The organism is Pimelobacter sp. 30-1 (assembly GCF_018831735.1).
GTDB lineage: Bacteria > Actinomycetota > Actinomycetes > Propionibacteriales > Nocardioidaceae > Nocardioides.
Map to the genome: position 1 here is coordinate 294,237 of NZ_NHTS01000005.1, position 25,846 is coordinate 320,082.

23 protein-coding genes are annotated in these 25,846 nt (G+C 72.8%); 12 read left to right on the forward strand and 11 right to left on the reverse strand.

Features of this window, described 5'->3' with window-relative positions:
• The first annotated feature begins 73 nt into the window (after positions 1–73).
• Positions 74–412 (forward strand): hypothetical protein, encoded by a 339-nt coding sequence (locus tag CCO04_RS12785; RefSeq protein ID WP_215814520.1) that lies wholly within the window; start codon positions 74–76, stop codon positions 410–412.
• Between the two features lie 88 nt (positions 413–500).
• Here CCO04_RS12785 and CCO04_RS12790 read toward each other — a convergent pair whose 3' ends face one another.
• The 11 genes from CCO04_RS12790 to CCO04_RS12840 all read right to left on the reverse strand — a co-directional run bounded on the left by CCO04_RS12790 (position 501) and on the right by CCO04_RS12840 (position 13,387).
• Positions 501–1,187 carry an MBL fold metallo-hydrolase gene (locus tag CCO04_RS12790; RefSeq protein WP_215814521.1) on the reverse strand — a complete coding sequence of 229 codons (687 nt, stop codon included), beginning with the start codon at positions 1,185–1,187 and terminating at the stop codon, positions 501–503.
• Entirely contained in the window at positions 1,184–2,296 is a 1,113-nt protein-coding gene (locus CCO04_RS12795) for an S-(hydroxymethyl)mycothiol dehydrogenase (protein ID WP_215814522.1), read from the reverse strand. Before CCO04_RS12795 ends, CCO04_RS12790 begins: the two co-directional genes overlap by 4 nt.
• Positions 2,293–3,837: a hypothetical protein gene (locus tag CCO04_RS12800; protein ID WP_215814523.1), complete on the reverse strand. Its 1,545-nt coding sequence runs from the start codon at positions 3,835–3,837 to the stop codon at positions 2,293–2,295. The genes CCO04_RS12795 and CCO04_RS12800 overlap by 4 nt, the downstream gene beginning before the upstream one ends.
• Positions 3,834–4,160, reverse strand: coding sequence for an NIPSNAP family protein (locus CCO04_RS12805; RefSeq protein ID WP_215814524.1), 327 nt, complete (start codon positions 4,158–4,160; stop codon positions 3,834–3,836). Before CCO04_RS12805 ends, CCO04_RS12800 begins: the two co-directional genes overlap by 4 nt.
• On the reverse strand, positions 4,157–5,266 hold the full coding sequence (locus CCO04_RS12810; RefSeq protein WP_215814525.1) for an aromatic ring-hydroxylating dioxygenase subunit alpha: 1,110 nt from the start codon (positions 5,264–5,266) through the stop codon (positions 4,157–4,159). The genes CCO04_RS12805 and CCO04_RS12810 overlap by 4 nt, the downstream gene beginning before the upstream one ends.
• 26 nt (positions 5,267–5,292) lie before the next feature.
• Positions 5,293–5,526, reverse strand: a complete 234-nt coding sequence (locus CCO04_RS12815; protein ID WP_215814526.1) for a ferredoxin — start codon at positions 5,524–5,526, stop codon at positions 5,293–5,295.
• Positions 5,523–6,791 (reverse strand): NAD(P)/FAD-dependent oxidoreductase, encoded by a 1,269-nt coding sequence (locus CCO04_RS12820; RefSeq protein WP_215814527.1) that lies wholly within the window; start codon positions 6,789–6,791, stop codon positions 5,523–5,525. Before CCO04_RS12820 ends, CCO04_RS12815 begins: the two co-directional genes overlap by 4 nt.
• Positions 6,788–7,831 carry an ABC transporter permease gene (locus tag CCO04_RS12825; protein ID WP_215814528.1) on the reverse strand — a complete coding sequence of 348 codons (1,044 nt, stop codon included), beginning with the start codon at positions 7,829–7,831 and terminating at the stop codon, positions 6,788–6,790. Before CCO04_RS12825 ends, CCO04_RS12820 begins: the two co-directional genes overlap by 4 nt.
• Positions 7,828–9,402, reverse strand: coding sequence for a sugar ABC transporter ATP-binding protein (locus tag CCO04_RS12830; protein ID WP_215814529.1), 1,575 nt, complete (start codon positions 9,400–9,402; stop codon positions 7,828–7,830). Before CCO04_RS12830 ends, CCO04_RS12825 begins: the two co-directional genes overlap by 4 nt.
• A 1-nt stretch (position 9,403) precedes the next feature.
• Positions 9,404–10,549, reverse strand: a complete 1,146-nt coding sequence (locus CCO04_RS12835) for a sugar ABC transporter substrate-binding protein (RefSeq protein WP_215814530.1) — start codon at positions 10,547–10,549, stop codon at positions 9,404–9,406.
• 159 nt (positions 10,550–10,708) lie between these two features.
• The gene (locus CCO04_RS12840; RefSeq protein WP_252373251.1) at positions 10,709–13,387 is read right to left on the reverse strand and encodes a LuxR C-terminal-related transcriptional regulator; all 2,679 of its coding nucleotides are present in this window, start codon (positions 13,385–13,387) and stop codon (positions 10,709–10,711) included.
• 146 nt (positions 13,388–13,533) lie between these two features.
• Between CCO04_RS12840 and CCO04_RS12845 the strand changes: the two genes are divergently transcribed.
• The 11 genes from CCO04_RS12845 to CCO04_RS12895 all read left to right on the forward strand — a co-directional run bounded on the left by CCO04_RS12845 (position 13,534) and on the right by CCO04_RS12895 (position 25,790).
• Positions 13,534–14,784, forward strand: coding sequence for a NarK/NasA family nitrate transporter (locus tag CCO04_RS12845; RefSeq protein ID WP_215814532.1), 1,251 nt, complete (start codon positions 13,534–13,536; stop codon positions 14,782–14,784).
• On the forward strand, positions 14,781–18,458 hold the full coding sequence (locus CCO04_RS12850) for a nitrate reductase subunit alpha (RefSeq protein WP_215814533.1): 3,678 nt from the start codon (positions 14,781–14,783) through the stop codon (positions 18,456–18,458). Before CCO04_RS12845 ends, CCO04_RS12850 begins: the two co-directional genes overlap by 4 nt.
• Positions 18,458–20,113 (forward strand): nitrate reductase subunit beta, encoded by a 1,656-nt coding sequence (gene narH, locus CCO04_RS12855; protein ID WP_215814534.1) that lies wholly within the window; start codon positions 18,458–18,460, stop codon positions 20,111–20,113. The genes CCO04_RS12850 and narH overlap by 1 nt, the downstream gene beginning before the upstream one ends.
• The gene (gene narJ / locus CCO04_RS12860) at positions 20,110–20,787 is read left to right on the forward strand and encodes a nitrate reductase molybdenum cofactor assembly chaperone (protein ID WP_215814535.1); all 678 of its coding nucleotides are present in this window, start codon (positions 20,110–20,112) and stop codon (positions 20,785–20,787) included. The genes narH and narJ overlap by 4 nt, the downstream gene beginning before the upstream one ends.
• A gap of 1 nt (position 20,788) precedes the next feature.
• Positions 20,789–21,505 (forward strand): respiratory nitrate reductase subunit gamma, encoded by a 717-nt coding sequence (gene narI, locus CCO04_RS12865; RefSeq protein ID WP_215814536.1) that lies wholly within the window; start codon positions 20,789–20,791, stop codon positions 21,503–21,505.
• On the forward strand, positions 21,487–21,813 hold the full coding sequence (locus CCO04_RS12870; RefSeq protein WP_215814537.1) for a LuxR family transcriptional regulator: 327 nt from the start codon (positions 21,487–21,489) through the stop codon (positions 21,811–21,813). The genes narI and CCO04_RS12870 overlap by 19 nt, the downstream gene beginning before the upstream one ends.
• Entirely contained in the window at positions 21,810–22,376 is a 567-nt protein-coding gene (locus tag CCO04_RS12875) for an NTP transferase domain-containing protein (RefSeq protein WP_215814538.1), read from the forward strand. Before CCO04_RS12870 ends, CCO04_RS12875 begins: the two co-directional genes overlap by 4 nt.
• A gap of 7 nt (positions 22,377–22,383) precedes the next feature.
• Positions 22,384–22,584, forward strand: coding sequence for a hypothetical protein (locus tag CCO04_RS12880; RefSeq protein WP_215814539.1), 201 nt, complete (start codon positions 22,384–22,386; stop codon positions 22,582–22,584).
• A gap of 64 nt (positions 22,585–22,648) precedes the next feature.
• Positions 22,649–23,527: a MoxR family ATPase gene (locus CCO04_RS12885; RefSeq protein WP_215814540.1), complete on the forward strand. Its 879-nt coding sequence runs from the start codon at positions 22,649–22,651 to the stop codon at positions 23,525–23,527.
• A gap of 7 nt (positions 23,528–23,534) precedes the next feature.
• Positions 23,535–24,665, forward strand: a complete 1,131-nt coding sequence (locus CCO04_RS12890) for a VWA domain-containing protein (protein ID WP_215814541.1) — start codon at positions 23,535–23,537, stop codon at positions 24,663–24,665.
• Between the two features lie 6 nt (positions 24,666–24,671).
• Positions 24,672–25,790: an XdhC/CoxI family protein gene (locus CCO04_RS12895; RefSeq protein WP_215814542.1), complete on the forward strand. Its 1,119-nt coding sequence runs from the start codon at positions 24,672–24,674 to the stop codon at positions 25,788–25,790.
• Positions 25,791–25,846: the final 56 nt, after the last annotated feature.

Genomic DNA, 25,846 nt, shown 5'->3' on the forward strand with positions numbered 1-25,846 from the left:
CGGCGGGGGCCCTGTGGCATGTTGCGGGCAGCCCATCCCGTCTCGGTGAGCTCAAGCAGCCCAGGAGGAAGCCATGACCGACCTGTCCCCGTCCTCGTCCGCGTCGTCGTCCCGGACCGACCACGTCAGCGGTCTCGCCGTGATGGGCGTCGGCACCGGCCTGCTCGCGGTGCTCCTCTACTTCTTCGCGCGCCAGGGCAACGACGTGGACTCCGCGGAGACCATCGCGATGGCCGCCCGCTGGGCCTGGTTCTTCGCGGGGACGACGGCACTTCTGTGGACCGCCGCGATCCTCGCTCACGCGATGCGGGCGCACACCGACGTACTGCTGGAGCGGATCGACCGGCTCGAGCGGGTGCAGCGATCGGAAGGCGCCGAGGGTGCCGAGGGTGCCGGGGGCGCCGAGCGCTAGGTCCGGCACGGCACGCAGGGCCCCCCGCGTCGGCGAGGGGCCCTGCGGCGTACGGGCGGGAGGAGGATCTCGCCCGGTCCGGGGTGCCTCAGGGCACGCATTCCTCGCCGGGCAGCCGGGCGGCGATCCGTTGCCGGATCATCGCGGCCGCGCGGTGGGCCCGTTCGAGGGCGATGGTGGTGTCCGCGCCGTGCCCGGTGTGGACGACCGTGTCCGGCGGCAGCCGGTAGAGGTGCTCCTCGATCGACGCCTCCAGGGTGGGCCGGTCGCTGTAGGAGCGACCGGTGGCGCCGGGGCCGCCGTGGAACAGGGTGTCGCCGGTGAACACGCAGCCCAGGTCGGGGGCGTAGAGGCACACCGCACCCGGCGCGTGCCCGGGCGTGTGGAGGACCTGCAGGGTCGTGCCCGCGACGGTGATCTCCTGGCCGTGGCGCAGGTCGTGGTCCCAGACCGCGTCGGGGTTGGTCTCGGGGTCGGTGCCGTGGGTGAGCTCCCACAGGGGTCGGTCGTCGGGGTGGAGCCAGAGGGGTGCGCCGGTGGCCGTACGGAGGGCGGGGGCCACGCGGACGTGGTCGTCGTGGGCGTGGGTGCAGATGATCGCCGTGACCGTGCGGTTGCCGACGAGGGCGAGGATGTCGGCGACGTCGTGGGGGGCGTCGATGACCACGCACTCGGCGTCGTCGCCGACGATCCACACGTTGTTGTCGACCTCGAAGGTCTCGCCGTCGAGGGTGAACGTGCCCGAGGTGACGGTGTGGTCGACGCGAGCGCTCACAGGATCACGACCGAGCGCAGGACGGACTCGCCGTCGGGGGTGTGGTGCATCTTGGCGAACGCGGCCTCGATGTCGTCGATCCCGATCTCCTCGGTCACGAACGCGTCCAGGTCGAGCCGGCCCTGCTGGTACAGGTCGACCAGCATCGGGAAGTCCCGGCTGGGCAGGCAGTCGCCGTACCACGACGACTTGAGCGCGCCACCGCGTCCGAAGACGTCGATCAGCGGGATCTCGGGGATCTTCATGTCGGGGGTGGGTACGCCGACCAGGACCACGGTGCCGGCCAGGTCACGGGCGTAGAACGCCTGCTTCCACGTCTCCGGACGTCCCACGGCGTCGATGACGACGTCGGCGCCGTGGCCGCCGGTGAGGTCACGGATCCCGGCGACCGGGTCGGTACTGCCGGCATCCACGGTGTGGGTGGCGCCCAGGCGAGTGGCGGCGGTGAGCTTCTTGGCGTCGATGTCGACCGCGATGATCGGCGAGGCACCCGCGAGCGCGGCACCCGCGATCGCGGCCACCCCGACACCACCGCACCCGATCACCGCGATGGACTTGCCGCGGGTGATCGCACCGGTGTTGATCGCGGCACCGATACCGGCCATCACGCCACAACCCAGCAGACCCACGGCGGCGGGGCGGGCGGAAGCGTCGACCTTGGTGCACTGACCCGCCGCGACCAGGGTCTTCTCGGCGAACGCACCGATCCCCAGCGCCGGCGAGAGCTCGGTGCCGGCATCGGGTCCATCGGCGAGCGTCATCTTCTGCTCGGCGTTGTGGGTCGCGAAGCAGTACTGCGCCTCACCCCGCTTGCACGCCCGGCACTGACCGCACACCGCACGCCAGTTCAACACCACGAAGTCACCCGGCGCGACGCCGGTCACGTCGGGGCCGACGGCCTCGACCACACCCGAGGCCTCGTGCCCGAGCAGGAACGGGAACTCGTCGTTGATCCCACCCTCGCGGTAGTGCAGGTCGGTGTGGCACACCCCGCAGGACAAGACCTTGACCACCGCCTCACCCGGACCCGGGTCCGGAACGTTGATCGTCACGACCTCGACCGGCGCGCCCTTCGCGCGAGCGATGACGGCCTTCACCTGCTGACTCATCGGGTTGTCTCCTGTTCGGTGGACTCGAGGATCGAGGTCGCCCACAGGCCGTGGACGGTGGCGTCTGCGCACCCACCCGCACGCCGTACGGCGGCCGCGGCGTCGGTGGTCCGGCCCAGCCGGAGTGCCACCTCGGCCTCCAGCAGCCAGTACCGCGCCGAGGCGTGCTGCCCCAGGCCGGACATGCGCTCCAGGACCTGGCCGGCGTCGCCGGCGCGGTCCGCGACGAGCAGGGCGCCGACGGCTTCGACGCCGAGCTCGATCTCGGCGGGGTGGGTGCGGTGGGCGCGGAGGTAGCGGACGGAGGCGGCGTCGCGGCCGGCGCGGGTGCCGCGGGCGAGGTCGACCAGGGCCAGGTTGCGGTCGGCCCAGGCGGTGGGGCGCAGGGAGTACGACCAGGACCAGCGGGCCTCGGCCTCGGCCAGATCGCCTTGCAGGAAGGCGATCTCGCCCGAGCGCAGGTGCACGCGCCAGTCGCCGAGGGCCTCCTGGCGTCGCGCCCGGCCGAGCTGGGGCTGCCAGGGGAAGCCGGCCGGTTCGCCGACGTCGCCGGGGTGCACGCGGTCGGCGGTGCCGAGGCCCTCGTCGCGCAGCAGGTGCAGCCACTGCGAGCCGGTCTCGGTGCGCTGGCGGGTCGCCACCTCCTGGTGCTGCAGGTCGGCGACGGGCGTGACCCGCCGGTCGAACGGTACGGCGGCCCCCTCGGCGTCCAGCCGGGCCAGCTCGAGCGCCAGCCAGGCGCTGCCCTGGGCGATCAGGCCGCCGCGCCAGTGCGGCACCGGGTCGTCGAGCGCCGCGATCGCACAGCGCTCCTCGTCGTGGTCGAGGGGACCCGAGGCAGCCAGGTCCGACGGGCTACCGGGGGTCAGGACGAACCAGCTGACCAGGCCCGCGGTCCCGGTCGGCCGGAGCACCCGGTCGTCGGCCAGCAGCCGCGGCGCCGGTACGGCGGTCCCGGCGGCCAGCGGTGTCTGCCGGACCACCACGACCACCCGGGCCGGGTCGCGCAGGAGGTGCAGGTCGACCTGGGTGAGGTGGTGCGAGGCGCGCTCGAGCTGCCACCACCGGAGCCGGTCGCCGCCGAGCCGGCTGGGCAGCCCGAGCGCGGCCGGGACCGGCTCGAGCGCCCACGGCGAGCGCGGGAACGGGCTGGTGTTGAGCTCGATCCCGCCGCGCAGCCCGATCCCGCGGACGTCGTCCCGGGTCGCGACGCACTGGGGGAGCGCGTCCCAGGAGAGGGCGTCCGGACCGTCCATCCCGACGATCCGGCCGCCGTGCCCGAGGTCCACACCGACCCGCAGGCCGGCCGAGCGCAGGTCCACCCGGTGCGGCGCGCGCGGCGCCGGCTCGGGCAGCACGCCGCCGGACCAGTGGCTGTACGGGTACGACGAGAACGGCTGCTCGCGCAGTGGGTGGTGCGGCGGCAGCGCGCTGCTCCGGTCGAGCGGCGAGAGCCGGCTCGGCGCCAGCAGCGCCGCCCGCGCATCGGCCGGGGCCGGGGCGGGAGCGGGAGCCGGCGCGACCTCGGGGGCGGTGGTCACGACGCGGCCACCTCCGGCGAGAACGGGGCCGGGACCAGCAGCCGCATCCGGCGCTCGACGATCAGGTGCCCGAACTCGGCGGCGAAGCTCGTCCACGCCGCGTCGGCGGCCAGCGCCCGGCGGCGTCGGGCCCGGTCGTCGTGGTCGGCGAAGCCCCACACCTGGACCATCGTGTCCATGTCGCCGCCGACCTCGCTGGTCCAGCACGCGACGAGCGTGCCGAGGTGGCGGCGCAGCACCGCCAGCCCCCGCTCGTCGTACGCCGCCAGGAGGGCCGGGACCTTGCCGACCTGGATCCGGTAGCTCTGCTCCTCGAGGATCATCGCGACTCCAGCTCGACCTTCTCCAGCACCTTCCACAGCGCGTCGGCGCCCTTGGCCGCGGCCGCGTCGAGCTCACGGATCCAGCGCCGCCACAGGATCATCGCCTTGTCGGGCATGATCGACAGCTCCTCGGCGGCGTCGCCGATCCGGGGCGGCTGGTGGCTGGAGACGACGGGGAGGTCCTCGCCCAGCACCATGTCCTGGAGCTGGAGGTGCACCTCGTCGGCCGAGCCGTCGACGGTGTGGCAGGTGAACCAGTAGCTGCGGCTGGTGACCTCGTCGATCGGGGTGGCGTGCATGAAGATCTGCGTCGAGAAGGTGTCGGACCAGTCGAACTTCAGCGTGATGGTGAACGGCATCTCGATGACGTACTCGGCCGGCGGCAGCATCCGGGAGGTCTCGTCGACGGGCGGTCCGTAGGTGTCGGTGCCCGGGTTGTGGGCCAGGAAGGTCTCGGTCTTCCAGCGCAGCCGGCGGTCGTACTGGTCCATCGGGAAGACCGGGAAGACGGTGTTGGGCGGCGCGCCCAGCGTGCCCTGGTGGGTGAAGGGGAAGTGGGTGACGTCCATGAAGTTCTCCATGCGACGACCCGACGAGCACGGCCAGGTGTAGGGCTCGCCCATGATGCAGTGCATGGCCTCGTCCGACCAGCCCTCGAACTCGGGCAGCACGGTGTCGGCCGAGCCGTCCAGGCGCACCCAGACCAGGTCGTAGCGGACCTCGCAGTCGTACTTCGTCAGCGCCGCGCGGGCGGGCTTGGTCTGGTCGGCGGGCATCGAGGGGATCTCGGTGCAGGAGCCGGCCGCGTCGAAGCACCAGCCGTGGTAGCGGCACCGCAGGCCGTCGTCCTCGGCCCAGCCGAGGGTGAGGGCGACGCCGCGGTGGGGGCAGCGGTCCTCGAAGGCGATCACCTGGCCGCCGATCTCGGCGATGCCGATGTGCTCGCCCAGCAGGGTGGTGCGCAGCGGTCCGCGGCCGCCGGGCTTGGCCTCGCGCAGCTCGTGCAGGGTGGCGACCGGGTGCCAGAACAGGCGCCAGGTCTCCGCGCTGGTGTTGAGGTCGTAGCCGGCCGGGGCGGCCTCGGGGCGGGTGGTGGAAACGGACACGGTGATCTCCTTCGGGTCGTGCTCGGTCAGGCGAACAGGTCGATCTCGGCGCCCGAACGGGACACCGCGATGCAGAGGGTGGGGCAGTTGCGGGCCGCCCGGACGACGTCGTCGAGGTCGGCGCGGCCGGCGTCCGGGCGGACGACGGCGTAGCCCGCGGCGTCGACGGCGAAGGCCTCCGGGGCGATCGCCGCGCACATGCCGGAGGCGCAGCACTCGGTGATGTCGATGGTGATCTGGACGGTGGGTGACTCGGTCATCGGTCTGCTCCTGCCGGGAGGGGTACGTCGAGGGGAGGGAGGTGCTGCGTGGCGGCCTGCCACGAGTCGTCGGTGCGGGCACGCTTGCGGACGGCCGCGAACTCGCGCGGGGCGTTGACGCCGACCGCGCCGGTGAGCACGTCGCCGGCCCGGAATCCCGCCAGGAACGAGCCCTTCGCGTGATCGCGGGACAGGACGACGGCCTCGCCCGCGGTGGCGCCGAAGCCCTGGATCCGGCTGCCGTACTCGTCGGACCAGAAGTAGAGGTCGTGGTCGAAGGGACCGGCCTCCTCGCGGCCGCGCACGAGCACCCGGCCGACGTGCCGGCCCTGGTCGCTCGCGGTCGTCCACTGCTGGGAGCGGGCGCGCCGGCCCAGCCGGGCGCTGGGCCACGAGACCGCGTCGCCGGCGCCGTAGACCGCGTCCGCACCGGCCGCGAGGTGGTCGTCGCAGGCGAGCCCGTCGTCGAGCGCGAGGCCGCTGTCCTGGAGCCACTCGACGTCGGGCACCACGCCCACGCCGACCAGCACGAGGTCGACCTCGAGCACCGAGCCGTCGTCGAGGGTCAGTCCCTCGACCCGGTCGCGGCCGACGAAGCCGGTGACGGCCTTGCCGCAGACCAGGCGGACGCCGGCGTCGGTGTGCAGCCGGGCGAGCTCGGCGCCGACGACGGCGCCGACGGCGCGGACCAGCGGGGTCGGCGCGGTCTCCACCACCGTGACCTCGACACCGAGGGATGCGGCCGACGAGGCGACCTCGGCCCCGACGAACCCGGCGCCGACGATGGCGAGCCGGCCGGCCCGGGCCAGGTCCTGGCGGAGCCGGGCGGCGTCCTCCCGGGTGCGCAGCACGTGCACCCCGTCGGCGGGCGAGACGAAGGGCAGCCGGCGCGGGCGGGAGCCGGTGGCGACCACGAGCGCCCGGTAGGGCAGGGCGTCGCCGTCCGCGAGCAGCAGCCGGTGGCGCGCCACGTCGATGCCGGTGGCGGTCACGCCGAGGACGGTGTCGACGCCGATCTCGTCGGAGAAGTACGACGCCGGGTGGTAGCCCGTCGCGTCCAGCGCGAGGTCGCCGGTGAGCACCTGCTTCGACAGCGGCGGCCGGTCGTAGGGGAGCCACGGCTCGGCACCGAGCAGGGTGACCGGACCGGTGTAGCCCTCCTGGCGCACGGTCTGGACGACCCGCAGCCCGGCGACCCCGCCGCCGACGACCACCAGCCCGGGATCGCCGGGGGTGTGGTGCCGCAGCTCGCCCCCGCCGCTCATCCCAGCTCCTGGGGCCGCCGGCCGCGGAGCAGCTGCGAGAGCGAGACCGCGATGACGAGCGCGCCGCCGTAGAAGAGGTCCTGCACGAACGGGTCGGCGCCCATCATCTGCAGGCCGGTGATGCCGACGATCAGGAAGTACGCCGCGATCACCGTGCCGAGCGGGTTGAACTGCCCCGGCTGCACGCAGGTGCCGCCGAGGAAGGCCGCCGCGAACGCGGGCAGCAGGAAGGCGACACCGCCGCGCGGGTCGGCCGATCCGGTCGTGCCGGCGTAGAGGACGCCGGCGGCCGCGGCGATCGTGCCCGACCAGACCAGCGCACCCCAGCGGGTCGCGGAGACCCGGATGCCGGAGAGCCGGGCCACCTCGCGCTGCGCGCCGACGTAGAGCCAGCGTCGTCCGAGCAGGGTGCGCTCGAAGACGAACCACAGGAAGAGGCACAGCCCGAGGGCGTAGTAGAACTCGATGGGTACGCCGAGCGGTCGGGTGAGCACCACCAGGTCGAGCAGCTTCGGGTCGATGCCGGCCACGATGCGGTTGTCGCTGAGCCAGCTGACGACGCCGAGCAGGAAGGTGCCGAGGCCGAGCGTGACGATGAACGAGTTGATCCCGAACACGATCACGAAGAAGCCGTTGATCGCGCCGACCAGCGCTCCGGCCAGCAGGGCAGCGAGGATCGCGGCCCACAGCGGCCAGCCGTGCATGCCGTTGAGCACCGCGACGAGCATCGTCGACAGGGTCAGCGTGCCGCCGACGGAGAGGTCGAAGTCGCCGCAGCGCAGGGGGATGATCAGCGCCAGCGAGAGCACGACGAGCACGGCCTGCGAGCCGAGGATGGCGGCGGCGTTGTCGGTGGTGGCGAACGACTGCGGGCGCAGGATCGAGAACACCGCGACGAGCAGGAGCAGGCCGGCGGGGAGTGCGAGCCGCTCGGCCGTCGTACCCCAGCGGAAGCGGTCGGTCCCGGCCGCCGGGGCGGTACGCCGGGGCGTGCTCGCCGCGGGGGCGAGCTCGGCCGGCGCGGGGGTGTCGGTGGTCATGAGGCCTCCTTCTCGTCGGGCTTCTCGTCGGAGCCGGAGCTCGTCGCGAGGAGACAGGCCCGGGTGATGTTCTTCTTGGTGACCTCGGCGTCGTCCAGCGATCGCGTGACGCGACCGCCGGAGAACACCAGGACGCGGTGGCAGAGCGCGGCGAGCTGGTCGGGATCGCCGCTGCTCAGCAGGACGGCGGCGCCGTCGCGGGCGGCGGCGCGCACGAGGTCCTCGATCTGCCGGCGGGCGCCGACGTCGACGCCCTGGGTGGGCTCCTCCAGCAGGAGCAGCCGGGGCGCGACGCCGAGCCACTTGGCCATGAGCACCTTCTGGGCGTTGCCGCCGCTGAGCTGCTCGACGGGGCGCCCGGGCTCGGCGGGGCGGACGGCGTAGCGGCGTACGGCCGTGTCCGCGGCGCCGCGCAGGCCGCGGCGCGAGAGCCCGAGGGGCCCGCGGTGGCGGCGCAGCGTGGTGGCCGCGAGGTTGTCGGTGATCGAGAGCGAGCGGAAGACGCCGTGCCGGTTGCGGTCCGCCGGGACCAGGGCGATCCCGGCGCGCATGGCCCGCAGCGGTGCGTGCCGGCGCAGGTCCACCGGGACGCCGCCGACCCGCACCCGGCCGGTGGCCGGCGCGACGCCGAAGAGGGCGCCGAGCACGTCGTCGCAGCCCGAGCCGATGAGCCCGGTGACACCGACGATCTCGCCGGCCCGCACGGTGAACGAGACGTCGTCCAGCACGTCGGTGGAGAGCCCGTCGACCTCGGCCGCGACCTCGGCGGTGCAGGCGTCGGGGCGCGGGGGAGCGCCACCGGGCGCCGTACCGACGATCGCCTCGACCAGCACCTCGTGGGTCATCCCCTCGGTGGGCTGCTCGGCCACGGTGACCTGCCCGTCGCGCAGCACGGTCACCCGGTCGCAGAGCGTCAGCACCTCCTCGAGGAAGTGCGAGACGAAGAGGACCGCGCTGCCGCGGGCGGCGACCCGCTCGACCAGCCCGTAGAGGACGCGCTTGTCCTCCTCGGGGAGGAAGGCGGTGGGCTCGTCGAGGACCAGCAGCGTGGGCACCTCGTGGTCGTCGCCGGGACGACGGCAGACGGCTCGCACGATCGCGAGGTTGGCCTTCTCGACCGCGCTCAGGCCCGCCACCGGACGGCGTACGTCGACGCTGAGGCCGAACTCGGCCAGCGCAGCCCGCGCGTCGCGGCACTGCGCCCCGAAGGACACCTGGCGGCGGCTGCCGCGGGCCACGTCGTCGAGCCACAGGTTCTCGGCGACGCTGAGCCGCTCGACCAGGCCGAGCGTCTGGTGCACGAAGCGGATCGCGTGATCGCGCAGGACGCTCGCTGGGACGGGCGTCGGCACCTCCTGACCGCGGACCCGGACCGTGCCGGCGTCGGGCCGCTCGTAGCCGGCGAGCACCTTGATCAGCGTCGACTTGCCTGAGCCGTTGTGCCCGAGCAGGCCGTGCACCTCGCCGGCGCGGAGGGTGAGGCCGACCTCGCTCAGCGCCTGCGTGGTGCCGAACCGCTTGCTGAGCCCGGCGACGGCGACGGCGGGTGCCGCCTCGGCTGCGTCGGCCACGTCAGCTCAGTCCCCACAGGGTGCGGAAGCCGTCCTGGTACTCCTCGCCGTAGCCGCGCGAGTCGGTCGCGGGGTCGCCCGCCTCGTCGAGGTTGTCGTGCGTCCAGATGTAGAGCGGCCAGCTGGCCTTCGGGTTCGTGGGCAGGCCGCCGATGGTGCGCATCGCCTGGTCGAGGGTGACGTGGGCCATCCAGTCGTTGCTCTGGCCGACGTTCATCTCGATGATGTCGGAGTCGCGCATCAGGTCGAGGATCGACGGCGTGCCGTTGTAGGTGGCGATCTTGACCTTGTCCTGGCGCCCCGACTGGGTGATCGCCTGCACCGCCCAGATCGACATCGTGTCGAAGACCGGGAGCACGTAGTCGATCTCGGGGTCCGCGACGAGGGCCGACTGCACCTGCGGGAGGATCTTGGTCGCCCAGTCCGCCGAGGGGATGTCGATGAACGTCGCCTCGCAGCCGGGGCAGACGGCCTTCAGCTCGTCCTTCATCGCCGACTCGGAGGCCGCACTGGCCTTGACGTCGCTCGACGTCAGCACGAGGAGCTTGCCGGCGCCCTTGGTCTTGAGGGTGGCCCAGTCGATCATCACCCGCGCGGCCTCGGAGCACGGGCAGCTGACCGTGCCGGCCAGGCCCTGGTCGGGGCTCTGGGTCAGGTCGTAGCCGTCGGTGGACAGCACCGGTACGCCGGCGTCGCCGGCCCGGGCCATCGCGGGGGCGATCTGGGCGGGGTCGATGCCGGCGAACAGCTCGACCAGGTCGGCCTTCTCGGAGAGCGCCTTCTGCACGCCCTGGTCCCACTCGGTGGGGCTGCCCTGGTTGGGCCAGGTCGTGTAGGTGAAGCCGACCTCGCCGGCGATCCGCTCGGCGGCGTCGGCGTAGAACTGGGTGAAGTCGATGGCGGAGTTGACCGGGATGCCGGCGATCGTCTTGCCGGACATGACCTTGCCGGCGTCGAACGGGTCGCCGGGTGCCTCGAAGGCCGGCGGCTCGGCGTACTTGTCGACCCGGGCCTGGGCGGCGGTGAGGTCGGCATCCTCGGCCGAGCCGGTGGTGCCACCTCCTTCGGCGCAGGCGGTCAGGCCGGCCGCGACGAGCGTGAGCGCCACCGCGGCGAGCACGGGACGGGCGGAGCGGGACTGGGACATGTGACGCTTCCTCTCTGGGGCCGAGACCGTGGAGAAAGCGTCGTCGCGCGGTGGGGTGACCCACATCACCCCGAGCGCACGTCCTTGGGGGTGAGGAGGCGAGGCCCGGCGCGGGTGGGATCACCCCGTCGGGGTGAGGCGACGGGTGGGAGCGGTCGGCTACAGGAGGCCGAGTGCCTCGGCCTTGGCGATCGCCTCGCGGCGGCCGTGCACGCCGAGCTTGCGGTAGAGGCTGCGCAGGTGCGCCTTGACGGTGTTGACCGAGACGAAGAGCTCGGCCGCGACCTCGGGCAGCGTGGCCATCGAGTCGAGCCGGATCAGGATCTCGTGCTCGCGCGCGGTCAGCGGCTCCTCCAGGCCGCCGTCCGGGCGGACCTGCTGGGCCGTCGAGACGTGCGCGGCGATCCGGGAGCGGACCAGCCGCACGAAGTCGAGGTGGGTCCGATCGCGCCGCTCCAGCAGCTCGAGCATCCGGTCGATCCGGGCGCCGAACTGCAGCAGGGGCTGGACCATCCGCTCACCGGCGGCCATCGCGACCGCCTCGCCGAACACCGGGAGCCCCGCGCGGACGCCGTTCTGCTGGGTCTCGACGACCGCGAGCAGCACCTGCGCCTGGATCCGCTGGTCGAGGAAACCGCGACCGTCGGCGACCGCGGCCCGCAGCACGTCGAGCGCGGCGTCGGGCCGGCTGTCGGAGAGCAGCAGCTCGGCACGGCTGATCCGCAGGTGCACACCCTCGGTCTCCGGATCGGTGCGGGCGAGGGCACGGCGGGCCGGGCCGAGCTGGCCCAGGGCGAGGTTGAGCCGCACCAGCTCCGCCTCGACGTAGTCGCTGAACACCCAGCGCGCCCGCAGGCCCGCGATCTCCCGCTCCACCTGGAGCATCTGCGCGAGCGCGTGGCGCTTGCGGCCGCGCTGGGCCAGCACCAGTCCGCGGACCAGCTGGATCGCCGCCCGCACGGGGGTGTCGTCGAGGCGGACGGCGTCGTCGCCGAGGTCGAGGAACTGGTCGGCCGCGTCGAGCTCGTCGCGCAGGTAGTGGATCCAGCCGAGGGCGTGCCACAGCTCGGCGGCCGCGGCGGACTGCTCCCATCCCCGGCGCCCGGCCAGGTCGCGGGCCTCGTCGGCGACCGCGAGGGCGTCGTCGAGCCGGTCCTGGGCGGTGAGGACGCCGACCAGCTGGCTCAGGCAGCCGAGCTCGACGTACGCGCGGTGGCCGGAGCGCGCCGCCTCGTGGGCCTGGCGCAGGTGCTCCTCGGCGGCGAAGCCGTCACCGCGCCAGTACTCGGTGGCGCCGAGCTCGTAGAGCGCCAGTGCGGCGAGGTCGCCGAACGACTCGGACGTGGGGGAGAGGCCGGGACCGGCGCGCAGCATGTCGGCGGCCGCGGCCTGCACGGTCGCCAGGTCGCCGCAGGCCCGGCCCTGCTCCAGCGCCAGCACCTGCCCGGCCAGGCTCGGCGTGGCCGGGGGCGGGGAGACCAGGTGGCTGCCTGGTTCGCCGAGCGCGAGCCCGACCACGGTGCGCACCAGCCGCAGCTCGTCGTCGGCGCCGGTCGGGTCGGCGAGCACCCGGTCGACCATGTCGCGCAGGGTGACGAGCTGCCCGCCGACGTACAGGGGGTACCAGGCCGAGCGCACCATCGCACGCGCCAGGTCCGCCGAGGTCCCCTGGCGCGCGTGCTCGAAGGCCTCCAGCCAGAGCCGGTGCTCGGCGAACCACCCGGCCGCGCGGTCGTGCAGGGCGCGCCACCGGCCCTGGTCGGCCTGCTGGAGCTGGCGGCGCAGCATGCCGACGAACATCGCGTGGTAGCGGTACCACTCCTCGTCGGAGGACTGCCGGACCGTGAAGATGTTGTGGTCGGCCAGCCAGCGCAGCGTGGCGGCACCGTCGTGGTCGCCGGTCAGGGCGTCGGCCAGCGAACCGCTGAGCCGGTCGCACACGCAGGTGGTGAGCACGAACGCGCGGGCCTGCTCGGGCAGGTTGGCCAGCACCTCGCCGAGCAGGTACTCGTCGGCCTCGGCGCTCCCCGACGTCAGCAGGTACGGCGAGTCGTGCCCGGTCAGCGCGTCCGCACCGGCAAGAGCGGCCAGCCGCAGCCCGGCCGACCACCCCTCGGTGCGGTCGACGAGCTGCGCCACCACCTCGTCGGTCGGGTGCAGCCCGGTGCCCTGGAGCATCGAGCGCGCCTCGACCGCGGTGAACGCCAGCTCCTCGCCGGGGATCGTGGCCAGGCGCCCTTCCAGGCGCAGCCGGGCCCGCGGCAACGCCGGCAGGAAGACGCCTGTGAGCACCACGCGGAGGCGTGGCGGCAGGTGCAGCAGCAGGTACGACAGCGCCTCGACCGTCGGACTGTCGTCGATCTCGTGGACGTCGTCCAGCACCACGACCACCTCGTGCTCCAGGTCGCTGAGCGCGTCGACGACCAGCGCCGGCAGCACCGACAGCGAGTGGCTGCTGCCCGGCGCGGGCTGCATCGTGGCCAGCACCGAGTCCTCGCCCAACCCGGCGACCGGCTGCAGCGCGAGCAGGAACGCCGTCCAGAACCGGTGCGGGTCCCGGTCGTGCGCGTCGAGGTTGAGCCACGCCACCGGGCGCGCCGACTGCCGCGCCCACGAGGCGAGGAGCTGGGTCTTGCCCGAGCCCGTCGGCGCGGTCATCGCGGTCACCGGACGCGTGGTCGCGGCGTCCAGCAGGGTCCACAACCGAGGCCGCTCGACGGCCGCGTGGTGCAGGTCGGGGACCGAGGTCTTGGCGCGCAGCAAGGACCGCGGGAGAGCGAGCGTGCGAGCGGCACGAACGGTCCCGCGCTCGTCGGGAACTTCGTCCGCACCCTGCATGCGCTCCACCTCGACCAGCCTGCGAGAGGTCGACAGGCTAGCGGAACGGGGCTGGTGGTGGCCCTTGCCGCCGTTCGGGATCGTGCGGCATGGTGGAGAACGGGGGTCACCTGGAGCAGGCGCACACCGACAGCGGAGGAACGTCGATGCCTGAAGTGATCGGGGAGACAGGCGCGGACCGCCGCGCACCGGGAACGAGCGGTACGGCCTGGCTGATGCTGGCCGTCGCCACGCTGGGCTTCGTCGTGAACTTCTGGGCCTGGGCGCTGCTCAGCCCGCTCGGCCCACTCTTCCGTGACACCGGCGTCCTGGGCGATCTCAGTGAGTCCGACGTGTCGCTGCTGGTGGCGGTGCCGGTCGTGGTCGGCTCGCTCGGGCGGATCGTCGTCGGGGCGCTGACCGACCGTTTCGGTGGGCGGGTGATGTTCCCGCTGGTCTCGCTGGCCACCGTCGTGCCGGTCCTGTTCGTCGCCTTCTTCGCCCTCGACTCCTACGCCCTGCTGCTGGTCGGCGGCTTCTTCCTCGGCATCGGCGGCACGGCGTTCGCGGTCGGCGTCCCGTTCGTCAACGCCTGGTTCCCGCCGGAGAAGCGGGGCCTGGCGGTCGGCATCTTCGGTGCCGGCATGGGCGGTACGGCGATCAGCGCGCTCACCACCGTCAAGCTGTACGACGGCCTGGGCGAGCGCGCCCCGTTCCTCCTCACCGCTGCGGTGCTCGTCGTCTACGGCGTCCTCGCCTGGTTCGTGCTGCGGGACGCACCTGGACGCGTCGTCCCCACGACCCCGCTGGGGCAGCGGCTGGCCGCCACCGCGCGGCTGCCGATCACCTGGCAGGCGTGCATCCTCTACGCGGTCGCCTTCGGCGGCTATGTCGCGTTCTCGGTCTACCTCCCGGCGTACCTCAAGACGGCGCACGGGCTGACCGCGGCCGATGCGTCCAACCGGATGGCGGGCTTCGTGGTCGTCGCGGTCGTGATGCGTCCGGTCGGCGGCTGGCTGGCCGACCGGATCGGTGCGATCTCCGTGCTGGGCACGGGATTCGCGGTCGTCACCGTCTGCGCCGCGATCGCCGCGGGCACGCCGCCGCTCCACGCCGGGGGTACGGTCGCCTTCCTGGCGATGGCGGCGGCGCTGGGCATGGGCAGCGGTGCGACGTTCGCGCTCGTGGCCCAGGTGACCGAGCCGAGCCGGGTGGGCGGGGTGACCGGTCTGGTCGGCGCGGCCGGCGGGCTGGGCGGTTTCGTGCCACCGCTGATCATGGGCTACGTCTACGGCCACACCGACTCCTACGCGATCGGCCTGTGGCTGCTGGCGATCACGGCCGCCGCGACGCTCGTGCTCACCTACACCGTCGTCAGCCGGACCGCCGCGCAGCGTCCGCAGGCGGAGGCCGCATGAGCGACCTGGAGTCCCGCCTCCAGAGGGCGGCGATCGGCTCGCGCCGCTTCTTCACCAAGGCCGAGGTGAGCGACGACGACCGGGCGCTCTTCAAGACCGGTGGGCGCGAGGGCGATGTCTTCTACCGCGACCGCTGGAGCCACGACAAGGTCGTGCGCAGCACCCACGGCGTCAACTGCACGGGATCGTGCTCCTGGAAGGTCTACGTCAAGGACGGGATCATCACCTGGGAGGCGCAGCAGACCGACTACCCGAGCGCTGGGCCCGACCGGCCGGAGTACGAGCCGCGCGGCTGCCCGCGCGGTGCGGCGTTCTCCTGGTACACCTACAGCCCCACGCGGGTCCGCTATCCCTACGTGCGCGGCGTCCTGCTGGAGATGTTCCGCGCCGCCAAGGAGAAGTACGGCGACCCGGTGGTCGCCTGGGGCTCGATCGTCCAGGACCCCGAGCAGGCGCGGGCGTACAAGAAGGCCCGTGGCAAGGGCGGTCTGGTGCGGGCGACGTGGGACGAGGCGGCCGAGATCGTGGCCGCCGCGCACGTCTACACCGTCAAGCGCTGGGGTCCCGACCGGATCGCCGGGTTCTCGCCGATCCCCGCGATGTCGCCGGTCTCCTACACCTCGGGCGCGCGCTTCCTCGAGCTCATCGGCGCGCCGATGCTGTCGTTCTACGACTGGTACGCCGACCTGCCCAACGCCTCGCCGCAGATGTTCGGCGACCAGACCGACGTACCGGAGTCGGGGGACTGGTGGGACGCGGGCTACCTGATCATGTGGGGCTCCAACGTCCCGCTGACCCGCACGCCCGACGCGCACTGGATGACGGAGGCCCGCTACCGCGGGCAGAAGGTGCTCGCCGTCGCACCCGACTACGCCGAGAACGTGAAGTTCGCCGACGAGTGGGTCAGCCCCGCGCCCGGCACCGACGGGGCGCTGGCGATGGCGATGGGCCACGTCGTGCTCAAGGAGTACTTCGCCGAGCGGCAGGTGCCGTTCTTCGCCGACTACAACAAGCGCTACACCGACCTGCCCCACCTGGTCTGCCTGGAGCCGACGGGCGACGGAGGCTACAAGCCCGGCAAGTTCCTCGTCGCCGGCGACATCGACCACCCCGAGGGCGGTACCGAGAACGCGATGTGGAAGCCGGCGGTCCTCGACGCGGCGACCGGCGAGGTGCGCATCCCGCGGGGCGCGATCGGGCACCGCTTCGGCGACGAGGGGATGGGGAGCTGGAACCTCGAGCTCGGCGACCTCGACCCCGCCCTCACGCTGTACGACGTCCGCGACGACGCCGTCGAGGTCGAGCTGCCGCGCTTCGACGCCCCTGACGGCAAGGTCCGCCACCACCGCCGGGGTGTCCCGGTGCGCCGCGTCGGCGACCGGGTCGTGACGACCGTGCTCGACCTGATGCTCGCCCAGTACGGCGTCGCGCGCGAGGGCCTGCCCGGCGCGTGGCCGCAGGGCGACGACGACCCCGACGGCGTCGCGACCCCGGCCTGGCAGGAGCAGCACACCGGCGTCCCCGCAGCCCAGGTCCGCCGTCTGGCGCGGGAGTGGGCGCAGAACGCGATCGACACCGAGGGTCGCGGGATGATCCTGATGGGGGCCGGGGTGAACCACTGGTTCCACTCCGACCAGATCTACCGGGCGATGCTGGTGCTGACCACGATCACGGGCTGCCAGGGCCGCAACGGCGGCGGCTGGGCGCACTACGTCGGGCAGGAGAAGGTGCGCCCGATCATGGGCTTCCAGCACCTGGCCTTCGCGCTCGACTGGCACCGGCCGCCGCGGCACATGAACCAGACGGCCTACTGGTACGTGAACACCAGCCAGTACCGCTACGACACCTTCACCGCCGACGACCTCGACGCCGGCACCGGTGTCTTCGCCGGCAAGACGGTCATGGACCTGCTCGCCCAGTCGGTGCGGCTGGGCTGGAGCCCGTCGTACCCGACCTTCGACCGCAGCTCACTCACGCTCGCCGACGAGGCCGAGGCCGCGGGCCTGGACGCGCCGTCGTACGTCGCCCGGGAGCTCAAGGAGGGCCGGCTGCGCTTCGCCGTCGAGGATCCCGAGCAGGAGGACAACCACCCACGGATCCTGTCGTTGTGGCGCTCCAACCTGCTGGGCTCCTCGGCCAAGGGCAACGAGTACTTCCTGCGCCACCTGCTCGGCACCGACAGCGCGGCCACGGCCCAGGAGGCGCCGCCGGAGCAGCGTCCGCGCGACGTGGTCTGGGCCGACCAGGCGGCCGAGGGCCGGCTCGACCTGCTCACCACGATCGACTTCCGGATGACGAGCAGCACCATCCTCAGCGACGTCGTGCTGCCCGCCGCCACCTGGTACGAGAAGCACGACCTTTCGACCACCGACATGCACCCGTTCGTGCACTCGTTCAACCCGGCGATCTCGCCGCCGTGGCAGACGAAGTCCGACTGGGACACGTGGAAGCTCATCGCCCAGCGGTTCTCCGAGCTCGCCGTCGACCACCTCGGGACCCGGCGCGACGTCATCGCCAAGCCGCTGTGGCACGACACCCCCGAGGCGATGGCGTCCGTGCACGGCGTCGTGCGCGACTGGAGGACGGGGGAGTGCGATCCGGTGCCGGGGCAGACGATGCCGGTGATCGCCGTCGCCGAGCGCGACTACACCGCGATCTACGACAAGATGACGACGATCGGGCCACTGCTCGAGAAGGCCGGGATGACGACCAAGGGCGTCCTCTACGACGTACGACGCGAGGTCGGCCTGCTGCGCGAGCGGCACGGCACCGCCGAGTCCGGCGCGGGCGCCGGGCAGCCCAAGGTCGAGACCGACGTCCAGATGGCCGACTCGATCCTGCACCTGGCCGGTGTCTCCAACGGCCACCTCGCGACCCAGGGCTTCCGCACCCTGGAGAAGCGCACCGGCACGCAGCTCGCCGACCTCGCGGCCGAGCACGAGGGCAAGCAGATCACCTTCCGCGACACCCAGGCCGCGCCGGTGCCGGTGATCACCTCGCCGGAGTGGTCGGGCTCGGAGTCGGGCGGGCGCCGCTACAGCCCGTTCACCATCAACATCGAGCGGCACAAGCCCTTCCACACGCTGACCGGTCGCCAGCAGTTCTACGTCGACCACGACTGGTTCCTGGGGATGGGCGAGATGCTGCCCGTCTACCGGCCCCCGCTGAACATGACGACCCTCTTCGGCGAGGCGCCCGTCGGTGAGCAGAGCGAGCTCGGCGTCTCGGTGCGCTACCTGACCCCGCACAACAAGTGGTCGATCCACAGCGAGTACCAGGACAACCTGTTCATGCTCTCGCTCTCGCGCGGCGGGCAGTCGGTGTGGATCTCCGACCGCGACGCGGCCAAGGTCGGGATCCGCGACAACGACTGGATCGAGATGGTCAACCGCAACGGCGTCGTGGCCGCGCGCGCGATCGTCAGCCACCGGATGCCCGAGGGCACCGTCTACATGCACCACGCGCAGGACCGGCTGATCGACGTACCTCTGACCGAGCGCGACGGCAAGCGCGGCGGCATCCACAACAGCCTCACCCGGATCCTGATGAAGCCGAACCACATCGTCGGCGGCTACGCCCAGCTCTCCTACTTCTTCAACTACATCGGGCCGATCGGCAACAACCGCGACGAGGTCACGATGATCCGCCGGCGCCGGACGGAGGTGACCTACTGATGCGCGTCATGGCCCAGATGGCGATGGTGATGAACCTCGACAAGTGCATCGGCTGCCACACCTGCTCGGTCACCTGCAAGCAGGCGTGGACCAACCGCACCGGTACGGAGTACGTCTGGTTCAACAACGTCGAGACCCGCCCCGGACTGGGCTATCCGCGCACGTACGAGGACCAGGACGAGTGGCAGGGCGGCTGGATCCGCAAGCCCAACGGCCGGCTCGCGCTGCGCAGCGGCGGGCGGATCAAGAAGCTGCTGACGATCTTCTCCAACCCCAAGCTGCCCTCGATCGAGGACTACTACGAGCCCTGGACCTACGACTACGAGACGCTCCTGAGCTCGCCGCAGACCGACACCTTCCCGGTCGCGCGGCCCAAGAGCCTGCTCTCCGGCGAGGACATGAACGTCGAGTGGTCGGCGAACTGGGACGACGACCTCGGCGGTTCCCACGAGCACGCCGCGCGCGACGTCATGCTGCGCGGCATCGAGGACAAGGTGAAGCTCGAGTTCGAGCAGACCTTCATGTTCTACCTGCCGCGGATCTGCGAGCACTGCCTCAACCCGTCGTGCGCGGCGTCGTGCCCGTCGGGCGCCATCTACAAGCGGGCCGAGGACGGCATCGTGCTCGTCGACCAGGACCGCTGCCGGGGCTGGCGGATGTGCGTCTCGGGCTGCCCGTACAAGAAGGTCTACTTCAACCACAAGACCGGCAAGGCGGAGAAGTGCACGTTCTGCTACCCCCGCGTCGAGGTCGGCATCCCGACGGTGTGCTCCGAGACCTGCGTGGGCCGGCTGCGCTATCTCGGGCTCGTCCTCTACGACGCCGACAAGGTGCTGGAGGCGGCGAGCATCGAGGACGAGCACGCGCTCTACGACGCCCAGCGCGCCTGCTTCCTCGACCCGCACGACCCGGCGGTGCGAGCGGCCGCGGCGGAGGCCGGCATCCCGGCCGACTGGATCGAGGCCGCCGAGCGCTCTCCGGTGTGGCGCCTGATCAACGAGTACGAGGTGGCACTGCCGCTGCATCCGGAGTACCGCACCATGCCGATGGTCTGGTACATCCCGCCGCTCTCACCCGTGGTCGACGCGGTCAAGGACACCGGCGAGGACGCCGAGGACCGCGGCAACCTCTTCGCCGCGATCGACGCGCTGCGGATCCCCGTCGAGTACCTCGCCAACCTGTTCACCGCCGGTGACACCGCGCCCGTCGACCGGGTGCTGCACAAGCTCGCGGCCATGCGTTCGTACATGCGCGACATCAACCTCGGCCGCGGCGTCGACGACGCGATCCCCGCTGCGGTGGGGATGACGGGGGAGCAGCTCTACGAGATGTTCCGGCTGCTCGCCATCGCCAAGTACGACGAGCGCTACGTCATCCCGACCGCCCACGTCGAGCAGGCCCACGCCCTCGAGGAGCTCGCCACCGACTGCCCGGTCTCGGAGCACGGCGGCGGTCAGCACGACCTGTTCGGCGAGGGCTCGGGCTATCCCACGCCGGTCGCCGTCGAGAACTTCCGGATGCTCCAGGAGCGCCAGACCAGCGACACCCTGGCCGCACCGGCGGACAAGGGCCGGCGGGTCAACCTGCTCAGCTGGGACGGAAAGGGCGTGCCCGACGGGCTCTTCCCGCCGCGCTCCGAGGGGGACCGGTCGTGAGGCGGCGGCGGACTCAGACCCGGAGCCGGGCCGACGTCCGGCCGGTGTGGGCGGCGTGCTCGGCACTGCTCGACTACCCGACCGCCGAGCTGGTCGCCGCCATCGACGACATCGAGGCGCTGGTACCCGGGAACGCCCCTCTGGCGGGCCTTCTGGGCCACCTGCGTGTGGTGCCGCTCGGTGACCTGCAGGCGCAGTACGTCGCGACCTTCGACCACACCCGCAAGTGCGCGCTGCACCTCACCTACTTCGCGTACGGCGACACCCGGCGCCGCGGCCAGGCGCTGCTGCGGTTCAAGGAGACCTATCGCAGCGCGGGCGTGGTGTGGGACGAGTCGACCGGAGAGCTGCCCGACCACCTGTGCGCCGTCCTCCAGCTCGGTGCGACCGTCGACGTCGCCACCGCCGCGGGCCTGCTCGCCGATCACCGCGCGGGGGTGGAGATGCTGCGCCTCGCGCTCACCCGGTGGCGCAACGACGACGGCACCACCGGATCGCCGTGGGCGGGCGCCCTGGTCGCCGTCTGCGCGACACTGCCCGACCTGCGCGGCGACGAGGCGGACGCCGTACGGCGGCTGATCGAGCAGGGTCCGCCCGCCGAGGAGGTCGGTCTCGACGGCTACGGCGCGGGCCCTGCGCTGATCGCTCCCGCCACGCTCGCGGTGAGGAGCTGACGTGGACGTCTTCCTCTGGGTGATCGTGCCCTACCTGTGCCTGGCGACCTTCGTGATCGGGCACGTGTGGCGCTACCGCTACGACAAGTTCGGCTGGACCACGCGCTCCTCCCAGCTCTACGAGAACCGCCTGCTGCGGCTCGGCTCGCCGCTGTTCCACTTCGGGATGCTCGGTGTCGTCGGCGGTCACGTGATCGGGCTGCTCGTGCCGCGGACGTGGACCGACGGGATCGGGATCTCTGACCACGGCTACCACGTCGTCGCCGTCGTGGGCGGTCTGGTCGCGGGGTTGATGGCCCTGACCGGCATGGTCATCCTCATCTACCGCCGCCGTACCGTCGGGCCGGTCTTCTCGGCGACCACGACGATGGACAAGGTGATGTACGCCTTCCTCGGCGCCGTCATCGCCCTGGGGATGTGGAACACCATCGCCGGCTCGATCTTCACCCTGGGCGGGGAGTACAACTACCGCGAGGGCGTCTCGGTCTGGTACCGCTCGTTCCTCGCCTTCACCCCCGACGCCGCTCTGATGGCCGACGCCCCGCTCGGCTTCCGGCTGCACGCGCTGGTCGCGTTCGGGCTCTTCGCGCTGTGGCCGTTCACCCGGCTGGTGCACGTGTTCAGCGCACCGGTCGGCTACCTGACCCGCCCCTATATCGTCTATCGCAGCCGCGACGCGCAGCCCGGAAGGAGCACGCCATGGAGTCCACGAGCCTGACCGCCCTCGCCCAGGAGCAGCTCGACGCGGCCCGCGCCGCCAGCAGCGGCCGCGCGGCCGTCACCCTGTACGGCGGTCACGAGCACCGCCTGCGCCAGACCCTCATCGCCCTGCGCGCCGGCACCCGTCTCGGCGAGCACGACGCCCCCGACGAGGCGACCCTCCAGGTGATCGAGGGCGAGGTCGCCCTCCACGCCGGCTCCCAGATCTGGAACGGCCGGACCGGCGACCACCTCACCATCCCTCCCCAGCGCCACGACCTCGAGGCGCTCAGCGACGCCGCGGTCTTGCTGACCGTCGCCACGTGAGCGTCCACGGCCTCCTGCTCGCCGCCGGCGCGGGCACCCGGATGGGCATGCCCAAGGCCCTCGTCCGCGACGACACCGGCGTGCCCTGGCTGACCCGATCCGCGGCCGTGCTCCGGGCAGGCGGCTGCTCGTCGGTCACCGTCGTCCTCGGAGCCGGTGGGGACGACGCGGCCGCGCTGCTGGCCGACGACCCCGAGGTGATGGTGGTCCGCTGTGCCGACTGGGCCTCGGGCATGGGCGCCTCGCTGCGCGCCGGCCTGGAGGCGCTCGCCGGCTCGTCGGTGGACGACGCCGCGCTCGTCCACCTTGTCGACCTGCCCGACGTCACCGCGCCGGTGGTCGCCCGGGTGCTCGCGGCGGCCGAGGGGGCCCGGCTCGCCCGGGCGGCATACGACGGAAAGGCGGGTCACCCGGTCCTGCTCGGCCGGGCCCACTGGACGCCGGTTGCCGCGGCTGCGGGGGGGGACCGGGGGGCGCGGAACTACCTGGCTGCTCACGCGGACGAGGTGGTTCTCGTCGAGTGTGGGGATCTCGCCACGGGGTGCGACGTCGACCGGCGATGATGCCGGGGTGAAGAAGGCGTTCCAGGTCGTCGAGGGCTTCGGAGCGGTGCTGGTCGTGCTCGGGTGCATGAGCCTGGGGATGGGCCTGGCGGCGTTCCTCGGCCAGGCCTTGCCGTACGTCGTTGGTCTCGTGCTCTGGTTCGTCGGCATGCTGGGCGGCTTCGGTGTCGGCCGCGCGCTGGTGCGCCGCTACTACGGCATCTCCTGACCCGCGGTGACGTTGGCAAGACTTGCCAACCTCGTGCCAACGACCACCGCCTAGCCTTGGTCCCATGGACACCCGTGTCGCCGACCTGGCCGGCCGTCTCGAGGAGACCGGATATCTCTGCGACGACGACCTCGCGACCGTCCTCTTCCTGTCTCTGGAGATGCGCCGCCCGCTGCTCCTCGAGGGCGAGCCGGGCACCGGCAAGACGGCGCTGGCCGAGGCGATCGCCGAGACGCTCGACCAGCCGCTGATCCGGTTGCAGTGCTACGAGGGCATCGACGCGACGCAGGCGCTCTACGACTGGGACTTCCCGCGCCAGATCCTGCACCTGCGGGCCCTGGAGGCGCTGTCGGGGACCACCAAGGGTGATGTCGAGGAGGCCGAGAAGAGCCTGTACGACGAGCGGTTCCTCCTCGCGCGTCCCGTGCTCGCCGCGCTCCAGCAGAGCCCGGCGGTGCTGCTGATCGACGAGGTCGACCGGGCCGACGACGAGTTCGAGGCGTTCCTGCTCGAGGTGCTCTCGACGTTCCAGGTGACCATCCCCGAGCTGGGCACCGTCCAGGCGGCGACGCCGCCGACGGTGGTGCTGACCTCCAACCGCACGCGCGAGCTGCACGACGCGCTCAAGCGGCGCTGCCTCTACCACTGGATCGACCACCCGGGGCTGGACCGCGAGGTGGCGATCGTGCGCTCGCGGGCGCCCGAGGTGGGGGAGACGCTGGCCCGGCAGGTGGTGGACGTCGTCCAGCAGCTGCGGGCCGGGTCGGACCTGCTCAAGCCGCCGGGGGTCGCCGAGACGCTCGACTGGGCGCGGGCGCTGCACCACCTGGGCACCACCGAGCTGGACGTCGAGACGGCCGCGCGCACGCTCGGTGCGCTGGTGAAGTACCGCGACGACGCCGAGCGGGTGCGTGCCGCGCTCGACCGGATGCTGGCGAGATGACCTCCCGATGACCACGCTGGTCCACGAGCCCGACGAGATCCTGCTCGGCTTCGCCACCGCGCTGCGGTCGGCGGGGGTCGCGGTCACCCCTGACCGGGCCCGCGCCTATCTCGACGCGGTCGCGCTCGTGGGCCTCGGTGATCGTGGCGCGACCCGGGCCGCGGGCCGGGCCACGCTGTGCGCGACGCCCGAGGACCTGGAGCGGCACGACCGGGTCTTCGACGAGTGGTTCTCGCGCGACAACACGACGCCGACGGTCCGGCCGCGCCACGCACAGCAGCAGCCGACGGCCGCGCTCCTGCCCGACGACGAGGCGGCGGGCACGGGCGGTCCCGAGGACGACGACCAGGTCAAGGCGATGGCGAGCAGCGCCGACATCCTGCGCCACCGCGACGTCGCGACGCTCGACCCGGCCGAGCGGGTCCGGCTGGCGGCGATGTTCGCGACGCTGCCCGTGCGGCTGCCGACCCGCCCCACCGCCCGCCGTACGCCACACCGGCGGGGGGCCGTCGACGCCTCGCGCACGCTGCGGGCGAGCCTGCGCCAGATGGGCGAGCCGGCCCGGATCCACTACCGCCGGCGGGGCCTGCGGCCGCGCCGGGTGGTGCTGCTGGTCGACGTGTCCGGCTCGATGAGCGGCTACGCCGACGCGCTGCTCCGCCTCGCCCACCGGGTGGTCGTCGCGGGCGCGGCCCACGGCGGGAGCCGCGACGCGGTCGAGGTGTTCAGCGTCGGCACCCGGCTCACCCACCTGACCCGCGCGCTGCGCCGGCGCGACCCCGACCGGGCGATCGCCGCGGCCGGCGACGCCGTACCGGACTGGTCCGGCGGCACCCGGCTGGGCGAGACGCTCAAGGCGTTCCTCGACCGCTGGGGGCGGCGCGGGATGGCCCGGGGCGCGGTCGTCGTGGTGTTCAGCGACGGCTGGGAGCGCGGTGACGCGCAGCTGCTCGGCGAGCAGGCCGCCCGGCTGCGGCGCTACGCGCACCGCGTGATCTGGGTGAACCCCCACCGCGGCAAGGACGGCTACGCACCCGTGCAGCAAGGGGTGGTCGCCGTCCTGCCCCACGTCGACGCGTTCCTCGCCGGCCACTCGCTGGCGACGTTCGCCGAGCTGCTCGAAGAGATCGGGAGATGACGCCAGATGCGTGAGGTGCTGCCCCAGCTGCTCAAGTGGTGGGAGGCCGGCGAGACCGTCGGCATGGGAACGGTCGTCGCGACCTTCCGCTCCGCCCCGCGGCCCCCGGGGGCGTCGATGCTGGTCGGGCCGGACGCCTCGGCGGTCGGCTCGGTCTCCGGCGGTTGCGTCGAGGGCGCCGTCTACGACCTCGCCCAGGAGGTCGCCACCTCCGGTACGCCGGCCCTCCAGCGCTACGGCGTCTCCGACGACGACGCGTTCGCCGTCGGGCTCACCTGCGGCGGCATCCTCGACGTGTACGTCGAGAAGGTCAGCCGCGAGACCTTCCCCGAGCTCGGCGAGATCGCGGCCGACCTCGACGCCGGCCACCCGGTCGCCGTGGCCACGGTCGTCGACCACCCCGACCCGTCGTACGTCGGGCGCCGGGTGGTGCTGCGCCCCGACGTACCGGCCACCGGGTCGCTCGGCAGCCCGCGCATCGACGACGCCGTGCGCGACGACGCGATGGGCCTGCTCGCCACCGGGCACAACGGCACGCTCACCTACGGTCCCGACGGCGAGCGCCGCGGCGAGGGGATGCGCGTGTTCGTCTGGGCGTTCGCCCCGGCGCCGCGGATGCTCGTGTTCGGCGCCATCGACTTCGCCGCCGCGGTCGCCCGGGTCGGCAACTTCCTCGGCTACCACGTCACCGTGTGCGACGCCCGGCCCGTGTTCGCCACCACCAGCCGGTTCCCCGGCGCCGACGAGGTCGTCGTCGAGTGGCCCCACCGCTACCTGGAGGCCGAGCACGAGGCCGGCCGGGTCGACGCCCGGACCGTGATCACCGTGCTCACCCACGACCCCAAGTTCGACGTACCGCTGCTCGAGGTGGCGCTGCGCCTGCCCGAGGTCGGCTACGTCGGCGCGATGGGCTCGCGGCGTACCCACGACGACCGGATGGAGCGGCTGCGCGAGGCCGGTCTCACCGCGGACGAGCTCGGCCGGCTGCGCAGCCCGATCGGTCTCGACCTCGGCGCCCGGACGCCCGAGGAGACCGCGATCAGCATCGCCGCCGAGATCGTCGCCGGTCGCTGGGGCGGCTCCGGCGAGCCGCTCGGCACCCGCTCGGGCCGGATCCACGCCTGAGCACAGCCCTCCTTTCGGGGGTGATCGGCGTCACAGTGCGGGGTACTGTGCACGAC